This is a genomic window from Flavobacterium aquatile LMG 4008 = ATCC 11947, from assembly GCF_000757385.1.
In the GTDB taxonomy this organism is placed as follows: domain Bacteria; phylum Bacteroidota; class Bacteroidia; order Flavobacteriales; family Flavobacteriaceae; genus Flavobacterium; species Flavobacterium aquatile.
In genome coordinates this window covers 321,839-344,609 of sequence record NZ_JRHH01000004.1, presented here as the reverse complement: position 1 = coordinate 344,609, position 22,771 = coordinate 321,839, and the positions used below count along the sequence as shown (strand labels likewise).

At 31.3% G+C, this 22,771-nt stretch carries 20 protein-coding genes; 16 read left to right on the top strand and 4 right to left on the bottom strand.

Features of this window, described 5'->3' with window-relative positions; translation table 11 throughout:
• Nucleotides 1-120: 120 nt before the first annotated feature.
• From LG45_RS11410 to LG45_RS11370, 9 genes are all read left to right on the top strand, one after another.
• A complete protein-coding gene (locus tag LG45_RS11410) occupies nt 121-3,135 on the top strand; it encodes an amidohydrolase family protein (protein ID WP_035127293.1) in 3,015 nt (1,004 codons plus the stop codon).
• Between the two features lie 11 nt (nt 3,136-3,146).
• Nucleotides 3,147-4,445 carry an amidohydrolase family protein gene (locus LG45_RS11405; RefSeq protein WP_035127291.1) on the top strand — a complete coding sequence of 433 codons (1,299 nt, stop codon included), beginning with the start codon at nt 3,147-3,149 and terminating at the stop codon, nt 4,443-4,445.
• A 64-nt stretch (nt 4,446-4,509) separates the two neighbouring features.
• Nucleotides 4,510-5,646, top strand: a complete 1,137-nt coding sequence (locus LG45_RS11400) for an NAD(P)/FAD-dependent oxidoreductase (RefSeq protein ID WP_035127289.1) — start codon at nt 4,510-4,512, stop codon at nt 5,644-5,646.
• Nucleotides 5,646-6,359, top strand: coding sequence for a methyltransferase domain-containing protein (locus LG45_RS11395; protein WP_035127501.1), 714 nt, complete (start codon nt 5,646-5,648; stop codon nt 6,357-6,359). The genes LG45_RS11400 and LG45_RS11395 overlap by 1 nt, the downstream gene beginning before the upstream one ends.
• Nucleotides 6,356-7,408, top strand: a complete 1,053-nt coding sequence (locus tag LG45_RS11390) for a type III polyketide synthase (RefSeq protein WP_035127500.1) — start codon at nt 6,356-6,358, stop codon at nt 7,406-7,408. The genes LG45_RS11395 and LG45_RS11390 overlap by 4 nt, the downstream gene beginning before the upstream one ends.
• A gap of 10 nt (nt 7,409-7,418) precedes the next feature.
• Nucleotides 7,419-7,853 carry a 3-hydroxyacyl-ACP dehydratase FabZ family protein gene (locus tag LG45_RS11385; protein WP_035127287.1) on the top strand — a complete coding sequence of 145 codons (435 nt, stop codon included), beginning with the start codon at nt 7,419-7,421 and terminating at the stop codon, nt 7,851-7,853.
• Nucleotides 7,843-9,114: a beta-ketoacyl-[acyl-carrier-protein] synthase family protein gene (locus tag LG45_RS11380; protein WP_035127285.1), complete on the top strand. Its 1,272-nt coding sequence runs from the start codon at nt 7,843-7,845 to the stop codon at nt 9,112-9,114. The genes LG45_RS11385 and LG45_RS11380 overlap by 11 nt, the downstream gene beginning before the upstream one ends.
• A gap of 3 nt (nt 9,115-9,117) precedes the next feature.
• A complete protein-coding gene (locus LG45_RS11375) occupies nt 9,118-9,372 on the top strand; it encodes an acyl carrier protein (protein WP_035127283.1) in 255 nt (84 codons plus the stop codon).
• Nucleotides 9,369-9,863, top strand: coding sequence for a 4'-phosphopantetheinyl transferase family protein (locus tag LG45_RS11370; protein ID WP_035127281.1), 495 nt, complete (start codon nt 9,369-9,371; stop codon nt 9,861-9,863). Before LG45_RS11375 ends, LG45_RS11370 begins: the two co-directional genes overlap by 4 nt.
• Before the next feature lie 4 nt (nt 9,864-9,867).
• On the opposite strand, the gene LG45_RS11365 is transcribed toward LG45_RS11370, so the two are convergent.
• Genes LG45_RS11365 through LG45_RS11350 form a run of 4 tightly spaced genes read right to left on the bottom strand, consistent with a single transcriptional unit; the run spans nt 9,868 to nt 14,582 of the window.
• On the bottom strand, nt 9,868-11,349 hold the full coding sequence (locus LG45_RS11365; RefSeq protein ID WP_035127279.1) for a S41 family peptidase: 1,482 nt from the start codon (nt 11,347-11,349) through the stop codon (nt 9,868-9,870).
• Nucleotides 11,350-11,374: 25 nt separating this feature from the next.
• Nucleotides 11,375-12,070, bottom strand: coding sequence for a GDSL-type esterase/lipase family protein (locus LG45_RS11360; RefSeq protein ID WP_035127277.1), 696 nt, complete (start codon nt 12,068-12,070; stop codon nt 11,375-11,377).
• The gene (locus LG45_RS11355) at nt 12,070-12,666 is read right to left on the bottom strand and encodes a 3'-5' exonuclease (RefSeq protein ID WP_035127275.1); all 597 of its coding nucleotides are present in this window, start codon (nt 12,664-12,666) and stop codon (nt 12,070-12,072) included. Before LG45_RS11355 ends, LG45_RS11360 begins: the two co-directional genes overlap by 1 nt.
• Nucleotides 12,667-12,668: 2 nt before the next feature.
• Complete coding sequence (locus tag LG45_RS11350) at nt 12,669-14,582, bottom strand: DUF294 nucleotidyltransferase-like domain-containing protein (protein WP_035127273.1); 1,914 nt, start codon at nt 14,580-14,582, stop codon at nt 12,669-12,671.
• A gap of 145 nt (nt 14,583-14,727) precedes the next feature.
• Between LG45_RS11350 and LG45_RS11345 the strand changes: the two genes are divergently transcribed.
• From LG45_RS11345 to efp, 7 genes are all read left to right on the top strand, one after another.
• Nucleotides 14,728-15,354: a Pr6Pr family membrane protein gene (locus LG45_RS11345; RefSeq protein WP_052087568.1), complete on the top strand. Its 627-nt coding sequence runs from the start codon at nt 14,728-14,730 to the stop codon at nt 15,352-15,354.
• A gap of 66 nt (nt 15,355-15,420) precedes the next feature.
• Nucleotides 15,421-17,454, top strand: coding sequence for a M13 family metallopeptidase (locus LG45_RS11340; protein WP_035127271.1), 2,034 nt, complete (start codon nt 15,421-15,423; stop codon nt 17,452-17,454).
• Nucleotides 17,455-17,550: 96 nt separating this feature from the next.
• Nucleotides 17,551-18,786, top strand: coding sequence for an HD domain-containing protein (locus LG45_RS11335; RefSeq protein ID WP_035127269.1), 1,236 nt, complete (start codon nt 17,551-17,553; stop codon nt 18,784-18,786).
• Nucleotides 18,787-18,816: 30 nt separating this feature from the next.
• Nucleotides 18,817-19,836, top strand: coding sequence for a UDP-3-O-(3-hydroxymyristoyl)glucosamine N-acyltransferase (lpxD, locus tag LG45_RS11330; RefSeq protein ID WP_035127267.1), 1,020 nt, complete (start codon nt 18,817-18,819; stop codon nt 19,834-19,836).
• A 26-nt stretch (nt 19,837-19,862) separates the two neighbouring features.
• Nucleotides 19,863-21,251 (top strand): bifunctional UDP-3-O-[3-hydroxymyristoyl] N-acetylglucosamine deacetylase/3-hydroxyacyl-ACP dehydratase, encoded by a 1,389-nt coding sequence (locus LG45_RS11325; RefSeq protein ID WP_035127265.1) that lies wholly within the window; start codon nt 19,863-19,865, stop codon nt 21,249-21,251.
• 75 nt (nt 21,252-21,326) lie between these two features.
• Nucleotides 21,327-22,112, top strand: coding sequence for an acyl-ACP--UDP-N-acetylglucosamine O-acyltransferase (gene lpxA / locus LG45_RS11320; RefSeq protein ID WP_035127263.1), 786 nt, complete (start codon nt 21,327-21,329; stop codon nt 22,110-22,112).
• A 38-nt stretch (nt 22,113-22,150) separates the two neighbouring features.
• Nucleotides 22,151-22,717: an elongation factor P gene (gene efp / locus LG45_RS11315; RefSeq protein WP_035127261.1), complete on the top strand. Its 567-nt coding sequence runs from the start codon at nt 22,151-22,153 to the stop codon at nt 22,715-22,717.
• The last annotated feature ends 54 nt before the right edge of the window (nt 22,718-22,771 follow it).

Sequence of the window (22,771 nt, the reverse complement as noted above, 5' to 3'; positions counted from 1 at the left end):
AACCAACAATGATTTTGCATCAAAAATGGAAGTAAACAACTATTAAAATTTGGCAATTAGTTTTAATACTAATTCATTTTCACTATTTTTATAAATTAATTTTAACCTAGCTTATAATTTATGCGCAACTTTATTCTATTATTTTTCTTGGGATGTTTTGCTGTTCAATCTCAAGAATATTTTCCTAAAAACGATGGCGTCAAGCAAAATTTCAAAAATTATACCGCCATCATCAACGCAACAGTATATGTAAATTCGACTCAAAAGTTAGAAAATGCAAGTATTTTAATAAAGGAAGATAAAATAGTAGATGTTGGAAATTCAATCAAAATCCCGAATAATGCATTAATTGTTGATGCCAAAGGAAAAACCATTTATCCTTCTTTCATAGAAATATTCAGCGAATTCGGAATCACAAAAGGAACAGCAAAATCGAGTGGAACTGCACCTCAATACGACGGAAGTCGTGAAGGATATTATTGGAACGACCACATTAAACCCGATTATAACGCTTATGAAAATTTAAGCTATGATACTAAAGCAGCAACAACTTTAAGAGAAAGCGGATTTGGTACTGTTTTAAGTCATAACAACGACGGCGTAATTGCAGGAACTGGTTTGTTTTGGACATTAAATGATATTGGGGACAACTCAAAACGTATTTTAAATAATGCAATTTCGCAACATTTTAGTTTCAGAAAAAGTTCGCTTTCTAGACAATCCTATCCAAGTTCATTAATGGGAAGCATGGCTTTAATTCGCCAAGTTTTTCACGATGCCAAATGGTACGCAACAGGAAGTTCAAGTACAAGAGATTTCTCGCTAGAAGCTTTCAATAACAATAAAAAGTTAGTTCAAATTTTCAATTCGGGCGATAAATTAAATGATCTTCGTGCCGATAAAATAGCTGACGAATTCGGAGTAAATTTTATAATAAAAGGAAAAGGAAATGAATTTGAACGCATAGAAGAAATTAAAAAGACCAATGTAACTTACATCATTCCAATAAATTTTCCTGAACCTTACGATGTTTCCGATAATTATTTGGCCCAATTAGTAAATGTTGGCGATATGAAATATTGGAATCAAGCACCTTTTAATCTAAAGATTCTTGCCGAAAATAATGTGCCATTTGTTATAACATCAGCCGATTTGAAAGAACAAAAATCATTTCTTCCAAATTTGAAAAAAGCCGTGTTTTATGGTTTGCCAAAAGAAAAAGCTATTGCCGCTTTAACAGAAAATCCTGCTAAATTATTAAATCAATATGATAAAGTAGGTTCAATTTCTAAAGGTAAATTGGCGAATTTCATTATAGTTTCGGGTGATATCTTTGAAGAAAAAAGTACGATTCAAGAAAATTGGGTTCAAGGAACTAGAACCATAATCGAAAAAAGTGCTTTAACCGATATTAGAGGAATTTATGATGTTACATTTGACAATCAAATATTTGAATTAAAAATTGAAGGCGAACTAACTAAATTAGAAGCTAAAACTACAAAAGACAGTATCAATTACGGAACCAAAATTCAGTACAACGAGCCTTGGTTGAATGCGGTAATCAAAGATAAAGACACGTTGAAACCAAATTTCGTAAGACTTTCAGGAGCTTTCGATAAAAATACTTTTAAAGGAAAAGCCATTTTACAAAACGGCAATGAAACTACGTGGACCGCAATAAAAAAAGGCGAACACGAAATTAAAGTTGATAAGGATAAGAAAGAGCCAAAAGTTCCGATAATGTATCCAGTTACTTTTCCAAATATGGCTTATGGAAATAGTTCTAAACCTAAGCAAGAAACTATTTTATTCAAAAATGCAACCGTTTGGACTGGTGAGAAAGACGGAATTCTAAAAGAAACTGATGTCTTAGTTGAAAATGGGAAAATTGTAAAAATCGGCAAAAATATTTTTAGTTCAAACGCCAAGTCAATTGATGCGACTGGAAAACATTTAACCGCCGGAATCATTGATGAACATTCGCACATCGCCATTTCAAATGGAGTTAATGAAGGCGGACAAAATTCATCAGCAGAAGTTACTATTGAAGATGTTGTCAACTCTGATGATATCAATATTTATAGAAATTTATCAGGCGGAGTTACATCGGCTAATTTATTGCACGGTTCAGCAAATCCAATTGGTGGAAGAGCTGCATTTGTAAAATTAAAATGGGGATTCTCTCCAGACGAAATGTTAGTTAAAGATGCACCAAAGTATATCAAATTTGCTTTAGGCGAAAATGTAAAACAATCCAATTGGGGTGATAATGCTAGAAATCGTTTTCCGCAATCTAGAATGGGTGTGGAGCAGGTTTATGAAGATTATTTTTCAAGAGCAATTGCTTATCAAAACGAGTGGAAAGCCTTTAAATCGGGTAATGGTAAAAATAAAATTGAACCACGCTATGATATAGAAATGGAAGTTTTGAGCGAAATTTTAAACAAAAAACGATTCATAACATGTCATTCTTACGTGCAATCAGAAATCAATATGTTGATGAAATTGGCTGATCGGTATGATTTTAAAATTCAAACATTTACACACATTCTTGAAGGCTATAAAGTTGCTGATAAAATGAAAAATCATGGTGTTTCTGGTTCCACTTTTGCCGATTGGTGGGCTTACAAATTTGAAGTAAACGATGCAATTCCGTATAATGCGGCTCTGATGCACAGTCAAGGAGTTCAAGTTTCTATAAATTCTGATGATGCTGAAATGTCAAGACGACTGAATCAAGAAGCTGCCAAAACAGTAAAATACGGAGCAATAACAGAAGAGGAAGCATGGAATTTTGTGACATTAAATCCGGCAAAAATTCTACAAGTCGATTCTAAAATCGGAAGTATAAAAGTGGGTAAAGATGCCGATGTGGTACTTTGGTCAGACAATCCGCTTTCTATTTATGCAAAAGCTGAAAAAACGGTTATTGACGGAATTATTTTCTATGATTTAGAAAAAGAATCTATCGCTTTAGAAACTATTAAAAAAGAAAGAGCAAGTTTGATTAATGAGTTGTTAGAAGCCAAAAACAGCGGATTAAAAACGCAACTTCCAACTAAGAAATCAACAGGACATTACCATTGTGATACGTTGGATGACTTTTGCACCGACTCACATTATAAAATCAACTAAACTAAATTCGGATGAAATATATATTCTTTTTACTACTAACTTTTATTGGATACAGCCAACAAACGCCTGCGTCAAAACAAACAAAATCTATTTTGATAACAGGTGGTTTTGCACATTTAGGAAATGGATCTGTTATTGAAAACAGCGTTATTTCTATTGTTGATGGAAAAATAGCCTATGTTGCCGATGGAAATCTAATGAAACCAGGAAAGCATGATACTTATATAAATGCTTCTGGAAAACATATTTATCCTGGATTTATTGCACCAAATTCAACTCTTGGATTAGTTGAAATTGATGCCGTTAGAGCATCTGATGATGAACGTGAAATAGGAGAATTTAATCCACATATTCGCAGTATTATTGCTTACAATACAGAATCGGTTATCACAGAATCGGCTCGTCCAAACGGAATTTTTTTGGCACAAATTGCTCCTCGCGGCGGAAGAATTTCTGGAACTTCATCAATCGTTCAATTGGATGCATGGAATTGGGAAGACGCAATAGTTAAGGAAAATGATGGCGTTTTTCTTGACTGGCCAACAAGTTATAGTACTTCTGGAGGTAGAAATGAGCCAATTATCGAACCCAATAAAAAGTACGACGAGCAATTAAAAGCCATTCAGGATTATTTTGACAATTCAGCTGCATATTTAAATGGTGATAAATCCAAAAAAGATTTAGCTTACGAAGCCATGAATGGATTACAAAACGGAACTAAAAATTTGTATATAAACGCAACGAATGAAAAAGAAATTGAAGATATCGTATTGTTTAAAATCAAAAATAAATTGCCAAATGTTACCATTGTTGGTGGTTATTTTGCCTACAAAGTTGCTGATTTATTGAAACAAAATAATATTTCTGTTCTTTTAAGGAGAGTTCATAGTTTACCTTTGTTAGAAGATGAAGATGTGAATTTGCCTTATAAAAATGCTAAGATTTTAGTAGATAAAGGTGTTTTAGTTGCTTTAGAAAATTCAGGTGATATGGAACGTATGCAAACAAGAAACTTACCATTCTATGCCGGAACTTGCGCTGCTTGGGGAATTCCAAAAGAACAAGCGCTTCAATTAATTACTTTAAACACTGCAAAAATCCTCGGAATTGATAAAAACTATGGAAGTTTAGAAGAAGGTAAAAGTGCAACATTATTTATCTCGGAAGGTGATGCTTTGGATATGAAAACCAATGTTATCTCTGAAGCTTTTATTGATGGAAGGCAAATTAGTCTTGAAAGTCATCAAACCGAATTATATAAACGTTACAAAGCAAAATACAAAGAGGAAAAGCAAATTAAAATCCAATAATAATATAACATTTAATCGAAATTTAATAAACAAATAGTAAGCTAATGACCTACTTTTACATGGTATGGAAAACGAGAATGAAGTTATTATTATTGGTGGTGGTTTAGCAGGATTAATAGCAGCAATTCATCTTTCTAAAAGATATTTTTATGTTACCGTTATTGAAAAAAACGAATTTCCAAAGCATAAAGTTTGTGGCGAATATATTTCTAACGAGGTTTTACCTTATTTTGAATGGTTGGATATAAAAATAGCCGATTTAAAACCTACCGACATTACTAAACTTAAATTTTCAACCATAAATGGGAAGTCAATTACATCAGATTTACCAATGGGCGGATTTGGAATAAGTAGGTATGAATTGGATTTTTATCTCTACAAAAAAGCTATTGAAAATGGTTGTAAAATCATAAAGGATGAAGTACAAAATATAGTTTTCGATAACAATTTATTTGAAGTTGCTACTACGAATGGATTGAATCTCAAATCAAAAATTGTTCTAGGTGCTTTCGGAAAAAGATCTAATCTTGATTTATTGCTTAACAGAGATTTTATTCAAAAAAAATCACCTTGGTTGGCCGTAAAAGCACATTATTCGGGCGAATTTAATGCTGATTTTGTTGGATTGCATAATTTTAATGGTGGATATTGTGGCGTTTCAAAAGTGGAAAATGAGATAATAAATATTTGCTATTTAGTTCGTTATAATTCTTTTAAAAAGTATAAAAATATTACTGACTTTCAGGAAATGGTTCTTAAAAAGAATCCACATTTAAAGCAAGTTTTAGAAAACTCTAAACTGCTTTTCGAAAAACCATTAACTATAAGTCAGATTTCCTTCGAGAAAAAACTGCCAGTAGAAAATCATATTTTAATGATAGGTGATACTGCTGGATTGATTCATCCGCTTTGTGGAAACGGAATGGCAATGGCAATTCACAGTGCTAAAATAGCATCTGATTTAGTTGAAAAATACTTGAGTAATAAAATTAAATCTAGATTAGAGTTAGAAAAAAAGTATACTAAAAAGTGGAATTTTAATTTTAAAAGCCGACTAAAAATGGGAAGAGTTTTGGCAAAATTATTATTACAACCAAAACTTTCCAATGTATTGTTGCGTATACTAATTATCTTTCCGTTTGTTCTGAAATTCATAATTAAAAAAACACACGGAAAAACAATACCTGTAAACTATAAATGATTTTTATAAACACAAAAAAACGCACTGATGCTATTGAAATAATGGATGATTTTGCCCTCGAAGGCGAAGAATTGCGCGATGCCTTAGATAAAATAGCCAAAATAAATCAGCTTTTAGGCGGAAACAAACTAACTTTACAAGGAGTTGCTAAATTATTAGAAGGTAATTCAAAAGCCACCGAAATTAAAATTGTTGATATAGGTTGCGGAAATGGCGATATGTTGCGATATCTTGCTGATTATGCTAAAGATAATAATTGGAATTTTAAATTGATTGGTGTTGATGCGAATAATTTTACAATCAATCATGCAATAAATTTATCTAAACACTATAGCAATATTAGCTATTTATGTGAAGATATTTTCGATAGTGAATTTGATAATTTAAAATATGATATTGTGCTTTGCACTTTGACATTACATCATTTTAAAGAACATGAAATAGAAAAGCTAATGGCACAATTCTATAAAAATGCAAAAATCGGAATTGTAGTTAATGATTTGGAACGAAGCGCAATAGCTTACCGACTTTTTCAAGCATTATGTTTTGTATTTCAACTGAATAAAATGTCAAGAGAAGACGGATTAGTTTCAATACTTCGTGGTTTTAAAAGAAGTGAATTAATCGCAATTTCTAATAAATTAAATTTTAAAAACTATACAATCAATTGGAAATGGGCTTTTCGTTATCAATGGATTGTGAAAAAAATATGAGTGTAAAAATCAAAACAGTTGCTAAGCAATTACCAAAATATTCTAGAAATACCGAAGAAATTCTGCCGTTTTTAGATGCTTGGCTGGTAGATCAAGAACCACGATTTATTAGAAAAGTAAAAAAGATTTTTGAAGGTGCAATGGTAGACAAACGCTATTCCATAATGGATCCAGTGGAAGTTTTTACCAAAACATCTTTCGAAGAACGTAATGATATTTATGTTAGTGAAGTTATTGAATTGGGAGAAAAAGTACTAGAAAAAGCACTAACAAAAGCTAATTGGAATCCAACCGATTTGGATTACATTATTACCGTAAGTTGTACAGGAATTATGATTCCGTCATTGGATGCTTATTTGATAAACAAATTGAAATTACGTCAAGACATTGTTAGATTGCCAGTTACCGAAATGGGTTGCGCCGCAGGAATTTCTGGAATAATTTATGCCAAAAACTTCTTGAAAGCCAATCCAGGAAAGCGAGCTGCTGTTATTGCTGTCGAAAGTCCAACGGCTACTTTTCAATTAGACGATTATTCTATGGCAAATATTGTCAGTGCAGCTATTTTTGGCGATGGTGCAGCTTGTGTTTTACTTTCGTCAAATGATGAAGATGAAGGTCCAGAAATTCTTGCCGATGAAATGTATCATTTTTATGACAACATTCACATGATGGGTTTCAAATTAACTAATTCGGGATTGCAAATGGTTCTCGACATTGAAGTTCCTGAAACAATTTCGGCACATTTTCCAGATATTATTCATCCGTTTTTAGAAAAAAACAACCTTAAGATGGAAGATATAGATCATTTGATATTTCATCCGGGTGGAAAGAAAATTGTAAATACCGTTGAAGATTTATTTTCTAATTTAGGCAAAAACATCAATGATACCAAAGAAGTTTTACGATTGTATGGCAATATGTCGAGTGCAACGGTATTGTATGTTTTAGAACGAATTATGGATTCGAACCCTAAAAAAGGAGAAAAAGGTTTGATGCTTAGCTTCGGACCAGGATTTTCGGCACAGCGAATTTTATTAGAATTTTAAAAAATATATTTTGACTCAAGACGAAATTATATCGAAATTACCTTATTCAAAACCGTTTTTATTTGTAGATGAAATTACGTCTATCAGTGAAGATGGTGTTGTTGGAAATTACACATTTGATGAAAAGTTAGATTTTTATAAAGGGCATTTTATTGATAATCCGGTGACTCCAGGTGTAATTTTGACTGAGGTAATGGCACAAATTGGTGTTGTATGTTTAGGAATTTATTTATTAAATAATGAAATTAATAAAAATACTCTAATTGCTTTAACATCAAGTAATATCGAATATTTAAGACCTGTTTTCCCAAAAGAAAAAGTGGTTGTAATTTCCGAAAAAATCTACTTTCGATTTGGTAAATTAAAATGTAAAGTAAAAATGATAAATGATTCGGGGATTGAAGTTTGTAACGGAACAATTGCAGGAATGATTTATGAAAAATAGAGTTGTAATTACCGGGTTAGGAATTGTTGCTCCAAATGGAGTAGGACTTAACGCGTTTACAAATGCAATAAAAAACGGAATATCAGGAATAAAACATGACCCAGAGTTAGAACGTTTACAATTTTCATGTCAGATTGCTGGAAAACCTGAAGTTTCTAGAGAATTATCATTAGAATATTTTTCAGAACTTGAATTAAGAAATTTCAACTCAACCGGAATTCTATACGGTGTTATTGCAGCAATGGATGCATGGAAAGATGCTGAATTATCGATAGAAAACAATGAAAATCCAGATTGGGATTCGGGTACAATCTTCGGAACAGGTACTTCAGGAATTGAAAAATTTAGAGAAAGTATTTATAAAATTGATGATTTTCAAACGCGAAGATTAGGAAGTAATGCCGTTGCACAAACCATGAACAGTGGTGTAAGCGCATATATTGGAGGAAAATTAGGATTGGGAAATCAAGTTACAACCAATTCATCTGCTTGTACTACAGGAACTGAAAGTATTTTAATGGCATTTGAACGAATAAAATCGGGACGAGCAAAACGAATAATTGCAGGAAGCACAAGTGATTCCGGACCATACATTTGGGGTGGTTTTGATGCTATGAAAGTTTGCACTTACAAACATAACGAATCGCCAGAAAAAGGCTCAAGACCAATGAGTGCAACCGCTTCTGGATTTGTACCAGGAAGTGGAGCAGGAGCATTAATTTTAGAGGATTTAGAATCAGCTTTAAATCGTGGTTCCAAGATTTACGCCGAAGTTTTAGGTGGAAATGTAAATTCGGGTGGACAACGAGGTGAAGGAACTATGACTGCTCCAAATTCGGTCGCCGTCAAAAAATGTATTGAAAATGCAATGCTAAATTCGGGTATTTCTTCAAATGAAATTGATGCAATTAACGGACATTTGACAGCAACTTCGAAAGACAGTTTGGAAATTAAAAATTGGACCGAAGCATTAAACAGAAAAGGGATTGATTTTCCTTATATAAATTCTTTGAAATCCACGGTCGGCCACTGTTTGTCGGCAGCTGGAAGTATTGAAAGTGTGGCTTCGGTCTTGCAAATTTATCACGGATTTATTTTTCCAAATGTGAATTGTGAGGATTTAAATCCCGAAATTGCAGATTTAATTGATGCTTCTAAAGTTTCTACAAAACTAATTGAAAAAGAGATAAATATTGTTGCAAAAGCCAGTTTTGGTTTTGGTGACGTCAACGGATGTGTAATCTTTAAAAAATACAAATAAGCTATGAATAACGAGGAAATTTTAGAGAAATTAAAACCTATTGTAAAACCATTTGTTAAGAATGAGGAAGCCTTTGCAAATCTTACCGAAGACACTGATTTTATCACTGATTTGCAAATAAATTCGGCGAATTTAGTGGATATTGTTTTAGATACAGAGGAAGCTTTTGATATTGAAATTGATACTGCTTCAATGGAAAAAATGATTTCTATAAAAACAACTTTAGAAATTATAAAAACCAAATTAGCAGCAAAGTGATTGGAAACGACATAGTAGATTTGGCTTTAGCTAAAAAAGAAAGCAACTGGAAACGTAAAGGATATTTGGAAAAAATAGTTACTTTTTCCGAGCAATTACTCATACAAAAATCTACCAATCAAGACCTTGCAGTATGGAATTTATGGAGCAGAAAGGAAGCTGTTTATAAAATCATTCTTCAAAAAGGAGGAAAGCGAGGTTATTATCCAATAAAAATTGAATGTTTGGATTTAAATCTTGACAATGGTTTAGTACAATTTCAGAATCAAATTTTCTACACAAAAACTATTGTGACTGAGGAATCGGTTTATTCGTTAGCGGTTGAAGATTCAAGGCATTTCGAAAATATTAGAACTATAGAAAACGAGAATACGCTTTTTAAAGTAAATGGAATTCCGTTTATTTTATTGAATAATGAAGTAAAAAACGTATCCAAAACGCATCATGGAAAGTTTGAGAGGATTGTTTATTTGGATAATCGATATCAGTAAATTATTATTTTTTATCAATTAATTTTAAAATGAATTGAGTATAAATATCCTCTTTTTCCATGTATTGACTTATTGTTGGAATCACCGTATAATGAGGCTTAACGCCACTTCCAAAGGGTAATTTTGGTTGGACATTCATCTCAAATTTCAAAGTTGGAATATCTATGCTAATTTTGGAATTTGGTAAAACTAATTCTCTAACATACCCACTTGTATTTCCGTAATAACCGCCACCAGTTTCCTGTCCGACAAAAGTTGCTAAATCTTGTGAGTACATCATATTAGAAAACTCACTAGCACCAGAATAAGTAATCGGACTAATAATTACATATCTATTTCCAATAAACTTGTTTTTTGGAGATGTTTTATAGGCCATAAGTCCTAAAATAAAATTATTTCTTCTTTCAAGACTACCGTCCTTCATTTTTTTATTAGTAAAAATTCTCTCGAAAAATCCAAATGTTTTTAGTTTTATTGGCTTATCCAAACTATTAGAGAGAATAACCTTTTGAGTTTTAGCAGTAACTTTTTTATATTTTTGATAGTTTTCTCCAAAATAGGAATACAGTAAACCTTCATTTCCCTCTGTTCCGCCACCGTTTTCACTTATGTCAATTATTAAATTTTCAATATCTTTCTCTTTTATTTCTTTAAAACTTTTAGAAAGAAATTCTTTAAACGACCTGTACTTACTTTCCTTTTTAATTTCAACATTATCAAAAGTTTTAATAATTAAAGAAGCAGTTTTTGTATCAATAATTTTTAATTCTAAAGGTTCACTAATTGTATTTTCACGGATTTTACTTTTACGTTTTTTTAAATTGGTGCTAATTTGAATATTTGATAATGATTCGAATGAAATAATTTGAGGTAATTCTTTAAATTTAACTTTAAACTCATCAATTATTCCATAGTAATAGTAATAGTTTTTCGGAAAATTAAACCCACTCAAATCATTATATTTCACAGATTTTATAAATCCATCTGAAGCAAATAGATTTCCAATTTTTAAAGCAATTTCCGTTGGAGATTCTCCATTAATTTCCTCTATTTCAAAACCTTCTATCTTTAAAGAATCATTTGATCCATTTTGAATGCAATACAGTTTTTTATCTAAAAATTTGACTGTCAAAGGAAAAAAAGTGATCGTTTCATCTTTAATAGTTTTCTCTTTAATGTCTTTCGGTAAAAAAACATCGGTGTGATCTTCTCTTGAAAGTGCAACCAAAGGAGTGATTAGCTTGTGGAATTCAAGAACATTTAAATCATTAGTTATTTGATTTTTTACATTTTGAAAAGCAATATCTACACTATCTTTTGGCGTGTACCAATACATTCCAGAGTGAAATTTATCTAAGCCTTGGTGTAATAAATCTAAATCTCTATGAAGTTTTTCTTTTTCAATTTTTAGAAATTTTCCAAAGTTTTGAGAATAAGCAGTTTTTATTGATATAATTAAAAGAAAAAAAATCGTTACTATTTTCATTTATTTAGTTTTATTCTCATATTTATTACAATTTTTCAATCGCTTCATTAACAATAGATTTCATTAACAAATAACCTTCTTTGTTGGGATGAACTCCATCTTCACCAAATCGTTTTTGCAAACCATCTTCATCATCAACCATTTGTGAATAAAAATCTACATAAATAATTTTATTCTTGACGGTATAAGATTGAATCATTTTATTAAGTTCGATTACTCGATTAGATGGTGAAATTTTTGAATTCCAATTAAATCGATTTGCTGGTAAAACTGAACATAAAACAACTTTGATGTTATTTGCTTTTGCTAATTCAGTCATTGAAATTATATTTTCTAAAATTCCTTCATTAGAAATAGGACCAGTATTTTCAGCAATATCGTTTATTCCTGCTAGAATAATAACAGCTTTTGGTTTTAAACTGATTACATCTTGAGGAAAACGAAGCATCATTTGGGAAGTCGTTTGTCCGCTTATTCCTCTGTTGATTTTAGATTTGTCAAAGAAACTTGAATCATTTACTTTCCAAAATTCGGTTATAGAATCGCCCATAAAAACAATTCTATTGGAAGAAGGAGTAGTAGATAACTGCTTATTTTCTGAATCGTATTTTTTTAAATTTGCCCAATCATTTGTCATAATATCATTTTGACTGAAAATAAATAAAGGAGTAAATACAAGAATTACTATCTGAATAACAATTGCTTTTAAATTAACTTTCATTATTGTAATTTAAGTCGAGATTTCAATTTTAAAAACAATAACGCAATTGTAAAAGCATCATCTGTTGTAGAAATTCGCTCAGTTTTAGGGATTTTAAACAAATTTGCTAATTCGTCTAAAGAGAAATTTTTATCGCCAATATCATGCAATTTTTTATACATAATTTCGATGTCTAATGCTTCATTTTTTAATCGTCCACAAGCCAATTTTTCTAGAGCCTCGTTGATCATTTCTACATCAAAATGAATGCGATGTCCAACCAAAGTTGCATTTCCTAAATAATTAATAAATGCTTCTATTGCAGCAGGTTCGGCTAATTTTGGTTGCGCACTTTCTAATAAAAAATCATTTGTTATACCATTATCATGCAAATATTTGTATTGTGGAATGGCAATTTCAAAAGTGTCTCCAATTAAAATAGTATCATTGACCACAGCAATTGCTCCAAAAGAAAGAATTACATCTTTATTGGGATTCAATCCAGTAGTTTCAAGACTTAAAGAAACGTATCGATTGGATTTTTTCTCGAATTTTGAAGTATAATTTTTCCAAAATTCGGGATGTTCTTTACTAATATTTTTTAACCAGTCGAGCATAATTATGAAAATTGTGTAAGTTGAAAACGATCTTTGATTAATTCTTCCAATTCACGCATTGGTGCTAATGCATTTTTCAATTTCTCTTTATCGACTTTATTTAATTCGTCCATGTTAATGTATTGTCCAGAACTATCATTCTTTAAACCTTCGGCTGCTCTAAATTTTGATAATACCAAATAAGAATCAGCACAATTTAAATACACTTCCGAAAACTTTGGATCAACCATTGCCAACTGTTTGTATCTCAAATAAGTATTATTGATACCTTTAATATTGTTACTCATAACTAGCAATCGTGCGCCATCAATTAAAGGCATTAATGCTCTAGTTTTAATATCAAATTTACCTTTATTTTCTCCATCTTCTTCTACATTAAACTTCTTGAAAAAGTTTAGAGGTGTAGGTTTTTTCAAAGCATCATTTCCTAGATAATCAAAGAAAAGAACATTGTTTTTTGCGTTTTTAAATATGGTTTCTGTTATCGCATCCTCAATTTTTTGCTCACCAAATGCCATTTCATAATCAAAGAAAACACTACTAATTTCATTTGAATTTTCACCTGGAGTATTCATCCAACTGTTGTATTGTTTTGTCCAGTCTGTCAATGATTTACACCAAAGCATATTACTAGCCATGTGGCCTTGTGGACAAGCTGCAAAACCAACTTTTTCTAATGTAGAAGTTGTCTTTTTTGCCAATTTCAAAAAGTAATCTTTAACATCACGATATTTCTCGGCAGAAACATCTTCAAAGACTAAAATACTATCTTGATCGGTTAATAAAAGTTGTTCTTTTCTACCTTGACTTCCAATGCTTAACCAAGCAAATCTTGCTGGTGGAGAACCTAAATCTAATATAGATTGCTCAACAGCACGTTTAATAATTGCCAAAGTAATTTCTCCAGCGATACTATTTATATGAGTTAAAGGAATGTTTTTATTTATAGATGACTGAATGATATCGGTTAATTTATCTCTAACCAATTTTAATTCTTTAGAAGTTTGTGAACGCTTAATTTCTTTCAGTAAAACTCCAGGATTGTTAGCTTGTGCAACTACCAAATCGTGTTCAGAAATTATTCCCTTTACTTCTGATTTATCAGTGCCATCATGAGTTACACAAAGATGGGAAACACTATGTTTTAACATCACCAATTGTGCTTCGGCAACCGAAATATTTTCGGTAACCGTTATCACTGGTGACGCCATAATTTTATCAATTGAATTCGATAATGGAAATCGACCAGTCGCTACTTTAGAACGAAAATCTTTATCGGTTACAATTCCAATAGGATAACTTTGATCAATAATAATGGCACTATCAACCATATTTTCTGTAACCAGTTGAGCTGCATCTTTTATTGCAATTTCAGAGCTAATTTTTAATGGTGCTTTATTGTAACTCAGGGATTGAAAATACATCATATCAGATTGATTGTCAGAATAACCTACACTATCCGACATCAATCCGTTGTTTTGGCTGTCCAAGCTATTTTTGGTATTTACGGCAAAACTTTCCAGTAAAAAGTTTAAAACTTCGACATTTTGAGCAACAAAAGGTTTGAAAGTCGCAATTGGAATTGCATAAATTATACTTTCTTCTCGAGCTTTTGCAGTCATTTGATAATTATTTTTAGCAAAAAATGGACGTAAACCAAAGATATCTCCTGCATAACATTTGTTAAGCAAAGTTTCCTCAGCATCTGAAATCACGGTCAAATGGATAACACCCGAAGCAACAACATAAAAACTGTCGTGCAATACATCATTTATTTGAAATAATGATTTATGCTTTTCCAAATTGATAACTCTTATAGTGTTGGCAATTTGAATTAAATCTTCATAGGGCAAATAATTAAATGGCTCGTGTTCTTTTAAAAAGTCAGCTACACGTTGTGAAATGGCGTTACTCATAATTATTGTTGTTTTTATAAAAATATAAAAAATCGGTTAGATTGCAAAATTAGTAAAGATATAGATTTAATGAGAATAAATAGTGCCAAATTTGTACTACAAATAGTTTGTTTTTTAGTTAAATTTACAATTCAATTTTTTAAAAATGGCAAATAATAAATCGAATAACATAAGTGTTCTAATGTTCATACTTTGCTGGTTTACAGTTATATTGCAGTTAGTATTGATTATTATTAACAGACAAGCATCAATTGTTGAAACACTTATTCGGTATTTTACCTTTTTTACAATTCTATCTAATATTCTAGTTGCATTTGTTTTTACGGCGGAATCGTTGCAATCAAATCTTCTTAAGTTCTTTGCAAGATCAAATACTCAAGTTGCCATTACGGTCTATATTTTCGTTGTAGGATTTGTGTATAATACAATTTTGAGATTTATTTGGCAACCAAAAGGCTGGGATAAAGTAGCCGATGAACTTCTTCATTTAGTGATTCCGATTGTTTATATTTTGTTTTGGTATTTCAAATTTTCGAAACAAACTATCAATTATAAGAGTATTTTTGGTTGGTTATTATTTCCAATGATTTATATAATTGTAGTTATGATACGTGGATATTTTTCAAACTATTATCCTTATCCATTTTTAAACGTATCCGATTTAGGATTTGCAAAAGTCTTGTATAATGCCATTTACATGACTTTATTTTTCGTTATTGTTTCTTACGTTTTTTATCAAATTAATAATTTAAAAGTCAGAAAGATCAAATAAATAGTCCTCTTATTTTGTAACAAATTTCACGAATTTATACTAATCAAGTGCATTAAAATAGTAAATATGAAACTACTTCAAAGAATTACAATTCTGTCTTTAACAACATTAAGTATTATTAGTTGCGATAAAAAAGAAACAGCGTTTGTTGATCCATTGTTAACCAATAGAGATACTACAATAAATCCGACTGATGATTTTTTCCACTATGCAAATGGCGGATGGTTTAAAAAACACCCAATTCCATCATCTGAGCGAAGTAACGGAATTTTTAGAATGATTCAAGATACCATAAACAATCAGGTGAAATCCATTTGTGAAAAATCGGCGGAAGCCAATGCAGAAAAAGGTAGTAACAAACAGAAAATAGGTGATTTTTATGCGTCAGGAATGGATTCTTTAGCTATTAATAAACTTGGAATTTCACCACTTAAAAATGATTTTGCTAAAATTGATGCTGTAAAAGATGTACCAAGTTTATTAAAAACTATTGCTCATTTACATACTTTGGGCGCAAGCGCTGGATTTTCATTTTATGTGTATCAAGATGATAAAAATAGTGCTAAAAACATGCTTCAATTTTCTCAAGGCGGATTAGGTCTTGGTCAAAGAGATTACTATTTCAACACTGATTCTGAAACGGTTAATATTAGAAATGAATATGTAAAACATGTTCAGAAAATGTTAGAATTAATAGGTGAGAAGCCCGAAGTGGCAGCCAAAAATGCAAGTTCAATAATGAAATTGGAAACAGAGTTGGCTAAATCATCTAGAAAATTAGAGGCATTACGAGATCCAAATGCGAACTACAATAAAATGTCAGTTGCTGCTTTTAATTCGATTACGCCCAATATTGATTGGAATTTTACTTTGAAAGAATTGGGAATTGCGAAAGCAGATTCAGTAATTGTTGGCCAACCCGAATTTTACAAAGCATTCAATGGTATGATTAAATCGTATACTATTGAAGATTGGAAAACGTATCTAAAATGGAATTTGGTAAATACATACGCAGCTTATTTGAACAAAGAAATAGAAAATCAAAATTTTAAATTTTATTCGACAGTTTTAGGCGGAGTAAAAACTCAAAAACCAAGATGGAAGCGTGTGGTAGAACAAACTAATGGTTCGCTTGGAGAATTAATTGGTCAAGTTTACATTGAAGAATACCTTCCGAAAGGATCAAAAGAAAAATTACTAGAAATTGGAAATAATATCAGAGATGTTTATGCCGAACGTATTAAGAAATTAGATTGGATGAGTGAACCTACAAAGAAAAAAGCATTATACAAATTAAGTAAAATTGTAATGAAAGTAGGTTATCCAGACAAATGGAAAGATTTAAGTTCTATTGCTATCGACAGAAATTCGTACTGTAAAAATGTAATGGCAGTTACTAAATGGGAGTACAGTGAAATGATTAAAAAATATGGAAAACCAGTTGATAGAACCGAATGGGGAATGTTTCCACAAACCTATAATGCCTACTACAACCCGAGCAATAACGAAATTTGCGTACCAGCATGCAATATTTTAGTTCCAGGATATGAAGGTAGAATGCCAGATGATGCTATTTTATATGGAATAATTGGTGGTTCCACTTTTGGACATGAAATAACGCACGGATTTGACGATCAAGGAAGTCAATACGATGACAAAGGAAACTTAAATAATTGGTGGACTGCAGAAGATTTGAAGAAATTCAAACAAAAAACACAACTTATAGTTAATCAATATAGTAAATACAATGTTGGAGATAAATTTGTAAATGGAGATGCAACGCAAGGAGAAAATATAGCCGATTTAGGCGGTGTAATTATGGGTTATGAAGCTTTCAAGAAAACCAAACAATATAAATCTAATGAAAAAATCAGCGGATTATCACCAGATCAACGTTATTTTTTAGCTTATGGATATGCATGGATGGTAAATGCTAACAAAGAATATTTATCACAGCAAATCATGACTGATGTACACTCGCCAGCACAATTTAGAATTAATGGACCATTGTCAAACATTCCAGAATTTCATAAAACATTCAATATAAAACCAGGAAGCAAGATGTATCAACCCGATTCACTTCGAGTTGTTATCTGGTAAAAACTTCAAAAAATTATAAAAACTACATCCTAAAAATGTAGTTTTTTTATACTTTATATTTTGCATATATTTGTACAAATAAACAACAGTAATTTAGTGAATCCGACCAATAAACTCAAGATATTCAACGATCCTATATATGGTTTTATTACCATTCCAAATAGCTTAATTTACGATTTAATTCAGCATCCTTATTTTCAACGTTTGCGACGTATTTCTCAAATGGGCATGTCGTATTTGGTTTATCCTGGTGCACATCACACGCGATTTCATCATGCCTTAGGATGTATGCATATAATGCAGAAAGCCGTTCAAACACTTCGTTTTAAAGGCGTTGAAATTTCTAATGAAGAAGAAAACGCACTTTATATAGCCATTCTTTTACACGATATTGGTCATGGACCATTTTCTCATGCCATGGAACACAGCATTGTAGAAGATGTCCATCACGAAGAAATTTCACTTTTCTTTATGAATGCTTTAAATCAAGAATTTGACCAAAAATTAAGTTTAGCAATTCAAATATTTAAAGGTGAATATCATAGAAAATTCATGTTGCAATTAATTTCTAGTCAGCTTGATATGGATCGAATGGATTATCTAAAAAGAGATAGTTTTTATAGTGGTGTTGCTGAAGGAAATATCAACAGCGACCGTTTAATTCAAATGATGAACGTACAAGATGATGTTCTTGTAATTGAAGAAAAAGGCATTTTTTCTGTAGAGAAATTTCTTGTTGCAAGACGATTAATGTACTGGCAAGCCTATTTACATAAAACATCTGTTGTTGCCGAATTAACGCTGACAAAAATTCTTAAAAGAGCTAAAGAACTAACTCAAAAAGGAGTTCAATTATCATGTAGTGAACCACTTTCTTTTTTTTTAAACAATAAAATTTCATCAGATGATTTTAATGAAGAAATATTGAAAACATTTGCATTATTAGATGATTATGATGTTATGGGTGCAATAAAAACTTGGCAATTTAATGACGACTTTGTTTTGAGTTCTTTAAGTAAAATGATAATTAATCGTGATTTACTAAAAATCGTGATGCTTGACGAGAAAGTTGAATTAGAAAAATTGAAAGATTTAAAAACTAGATTTGCTACAATGCACAATTTATCTGATAAAGATGTTTCGTACTTTGTATTTAAAGGAAAACTCAAAAATCAGGCATACAATAAAGAAACTGAGCCAATAAGTATCTTAAAAAAAGATAAAACTGTAGAAAATATTGTAGATTCGTCCGATCAATTACAAGTTAGAGCATTATCCAAAGCTGTAACGAAATACTTTATGTGTTTTCCAAAAGTACTACTTGAAGTGTAGGTTTCAATTAATTTTTATATTTTTGCATAAATGAAATTCACAGCAGAACAAATAGCGGGTATTCTTGAGGGCAAAGTAGTAGGTAATCCTAATGCTGAAGTCTATAAATTAGCAAAAATAGAAGAAGGAGTTGTCGGCTCTTTAACTTTTTTGTCTAATCCAAAATACCTTAATTACATTTATTCAACTCAAGCATCAATTACAATTGTAAATGATACTTTTGAACCAGAGCAAGCAATAACTACAACTTTAATTAAAGTTGAAGATGCTTATAAAGCGTTTTCTAAACTTCTTGAATATTACAATCAAGTTAAATTAATGAAATCGGGAATTGAGCAACCATCAGTAATTTCAGAAAATGTTACTTATGGTGATCAATTGTATTTAGGTAGTTTTTGTTATGTAGGTAAAAATGTTATCATTGGAAATAATGTAAAAATTTATCCAAATACTTTTATTGGAGATAACGTTACTATCGGTGATAATTGTGTTTTATTTGCTGGAGTTAGAATTTATTCTGAAACTGAAATTGGAGCTAATTGCACCATTCATTCAGGAAGTATTATTGGTTCAGATGGATTTGGATTTGCTCCATCAGAAGATGGTAGTTATACCAAAATACCTCAAATAGGAAATGTAATTCTTGAAGATAATGTCGATGTAGGTTCATGTACTACAATAGATAGAGCAACTTTAGGATCAACAATAATTAGAAAAGGAGTGAAGTTGGATAATCAAATTCAAATTGCTCACAACGTAGAAATTGGAGAAAATACCGTAATTGCTTCACAAACCGGAATTGCAGGTTCAACCAAAATTGGTAAAAACTGTATGATTGGCGGTCAAGTAGGAATTGTAGGTCATATTATAATAGGAGATAATGTGCGAATTCAAGCACAATCAGGCATTGGAAAAAGTCTTAAAGAAGGAGAAACTGTTCAGGGTTCGCCAGCTTTTAATTATGGAGATTTTAGTAAATCATTCGTCCATTTTAGAAATTTTCCAAAAATAGTTTCAGATTTAGATAATTTGAAGAAAAAATTAGAATAGAAAACAAACTAAATTACAATTATATTATGGTTAAGCAAAAAACCATCAAAAACGAAATTTCGCTTACAGGAGTTGGATTACATACAGGAAAAGAAGTAAAAATGACTTTTAAACCTGCACCAATAAACAACGGATTTACCTTTGTAAGAGTTGATTTAGAAGGTGCGCCAATTATTGAAGCTGATGCTAATTATGTAGTAAATACTCAAAGAGGTACGAATTTAGAAAAATTAGGTGTGAAAATTCAAACATCAGAGCACGTTTTAGCTGCTTTTGTTGGTTGCGATATCGATAATGCAATTATAGAATTAGATGCTTCTGAACCACCAATTATGGATGGTTCTTCTAAGTATTTTGTTGAAGCAATCGAAAAAGCTGGAATTGAAGAGCAAGATGCCGAACGTAAATTTTATGTTGTAAAAGAAGTAATCTCATTTACAGACGAAGCTACAGGAAGTGAAATTCTCGTAATGCCAAGTGATGATTATCAAGTTACTGCAATGGTAGATTTTGGTACTAAAGTCCTTGGAACTCAAAATGCTACTTTAAAAAACATAAGTGATTTTAAAACCGAAATTGCCAACTCAAGAACGTTTAGTTTTTTACATGAATTAGAAACTTTATTAGACAATGGTTTAATAAAAGGTGGCGATTTAAACAACGCTATCGTATATGTTGATAAAGAAATTTCGCCATCTACGATGGAAAATCTTAAAAAAGCTTTCGGTAAAGATTCAATCGCAGTTAAAGAAAATGGAATTTTAGATAATCTAACTTTGCATTATCCAAACGAAGCTGCACGTCATAAATTACTTGATGTTATTGGTGATTTAGCTCTTATAGGAATTCGCATTAAAGGTAAAGTTATCGCTAATAAACCAGGACATTTTGTAAATACTCAGTTTGCTAAAAAAATGTCTAAAATTATTAAAATCGAACAAAAGAATCATATTCCAAGTTACGATTTAAATTTACCTCCATTAATGGATATTCATCAAATTATGAATATCTTGCCACACAGACCTCCATTTTTGTTAATCGACAGAATTATAGAAATGTCTGACACACATGTGGTTGGAATGAAAAATGTTACAATGAATGAAAATTTCTTTGTTGGACATTTTCCAGATGCACCAGTAATGCCAGGAGTTTTAATTGTGGAAGCAATGGCACAATCGGGAGGAATTTTAGTATTAAGCACGGTTCCAGATCCAGAAAATTACTTGACGTATTTTATGAAAATTGACAATGTTAAGTTCAAATATAAAGTATTACCAGGTGACACATTAATTTTCAAATGTGATTTAATTACTCCAATTAGAAGAGGAATTTGTCACATGCAAGCAAACGCTTACGCTAATGGAAGATTAGTTGCCGAAGCTGAATTAATGGCACAAATAGCTAAAAAACAATAATTTAAAGTTTAGAGGTTAGCGCTTATCGTTGCAAAACAATAGCCTACTAATCACCAAACAATAAACAAACAAAACATGAATCAACCACTAGCATACGTACATCCTGGAGCAAAAATTGCAAGAAATGTTGTAATTGATCCGTTCACTACTATACATAATAATGTAGAAATTGGCGAAGGAACTTGGATAGGTTCTAATGTTACCATAATGGAAGGTGCACGAATTGGAAAAAATTGTAATATTTTTCCAGGCGCAGTTATTTCTGCGGTTCCTCAAGATTTAAAATTTGGAGGTGAAGATTCACTTGCAATAATCGGAGATAACTGTACTATAAGAGAATGTGTTACAATAAATAGAGGAACAATTGCATCGGGACAAACAAAAATTGGAAACAATTGTTTAATTATGGCAACTGCACACGTTGCGCACGATTGTCATATTGGCGATAATGTAATTATTGTAAATGGCGTACTTCTTGGTGGTCATGTAACTATTGGAAACTATGCAATCGTTGGCGGATTATCTGCAGTACATCAATTTATTAGTATTGGTGATCACGCTATGATTTCTGGTGGATCATTACTACGTAAAGACGTTCCTCCATATACAAAAGCTGCTAAAGAACCTTTATCTTATGTTGGAATTAATTCTGTTGGATTAAGAAGAAGAGGATTTACATCCGAAAAAATCAGGGAAATTCAAGATATATACAGAATTTTATATCAAAAAAATTACAATACCTCACAAGCAGTTGGTATTATTGAAGCCGAAATGGCAGCCTCACCAGAACGTGATGAAATCCTAGATTTTATCAGAAATTCTTCTCGCGGAATCATGAAAGGATATTCGGGAAGCATATAAATAAAAAATTAATAATTATAAAATAAACAAATTTTACAATGGCATCTACATCAGATATTAGAAATGGATTATGTATCAAATACAATCACGATATTTATAAAATCATTGAATTTCTTCACGTAAAACCAGGAAAAGGTCCAGCTTTCGTTAGAACTAAATTAAAAAGTTTAACTAATGGGAAAGTTTTAGATAACACTTTTTCTGCTGGTCATAAAATTGACGAAGTTCGTGTTGAAACGCATGAATATCAGTATTTGTATGCCGAAGGAGATTTGTTTAACTTCATGCACGTAGAAACTTACGAGCAAATTCAATTAAATAAAGCTATTCTTGATGCTCCAGATTTATTAAAAGAAGGAACAACTGTTAAAGTAATTATCAATGCTGAAACCGAATTACCACTTTCTGTAGATATGCCAGCTTCTGTAGTACTTGAAGTTACTTATGCAGAGCCAGGTGTAAAAGGAAATACAGCTACAAATGCTACAAAACCAGCTAAAGTAGAAACAGGCGCTTCTGTAAACGTACCTTTATTTATTAATGAAGGCGATAAAATTAAAATCGATACAGCTTCTGGTTCTTACATGGAACGAGTAAAAGAATAGTTTTCAGTGTTAACTTTGTTCATGTAATATATTGAACACTTAACACTGGATACT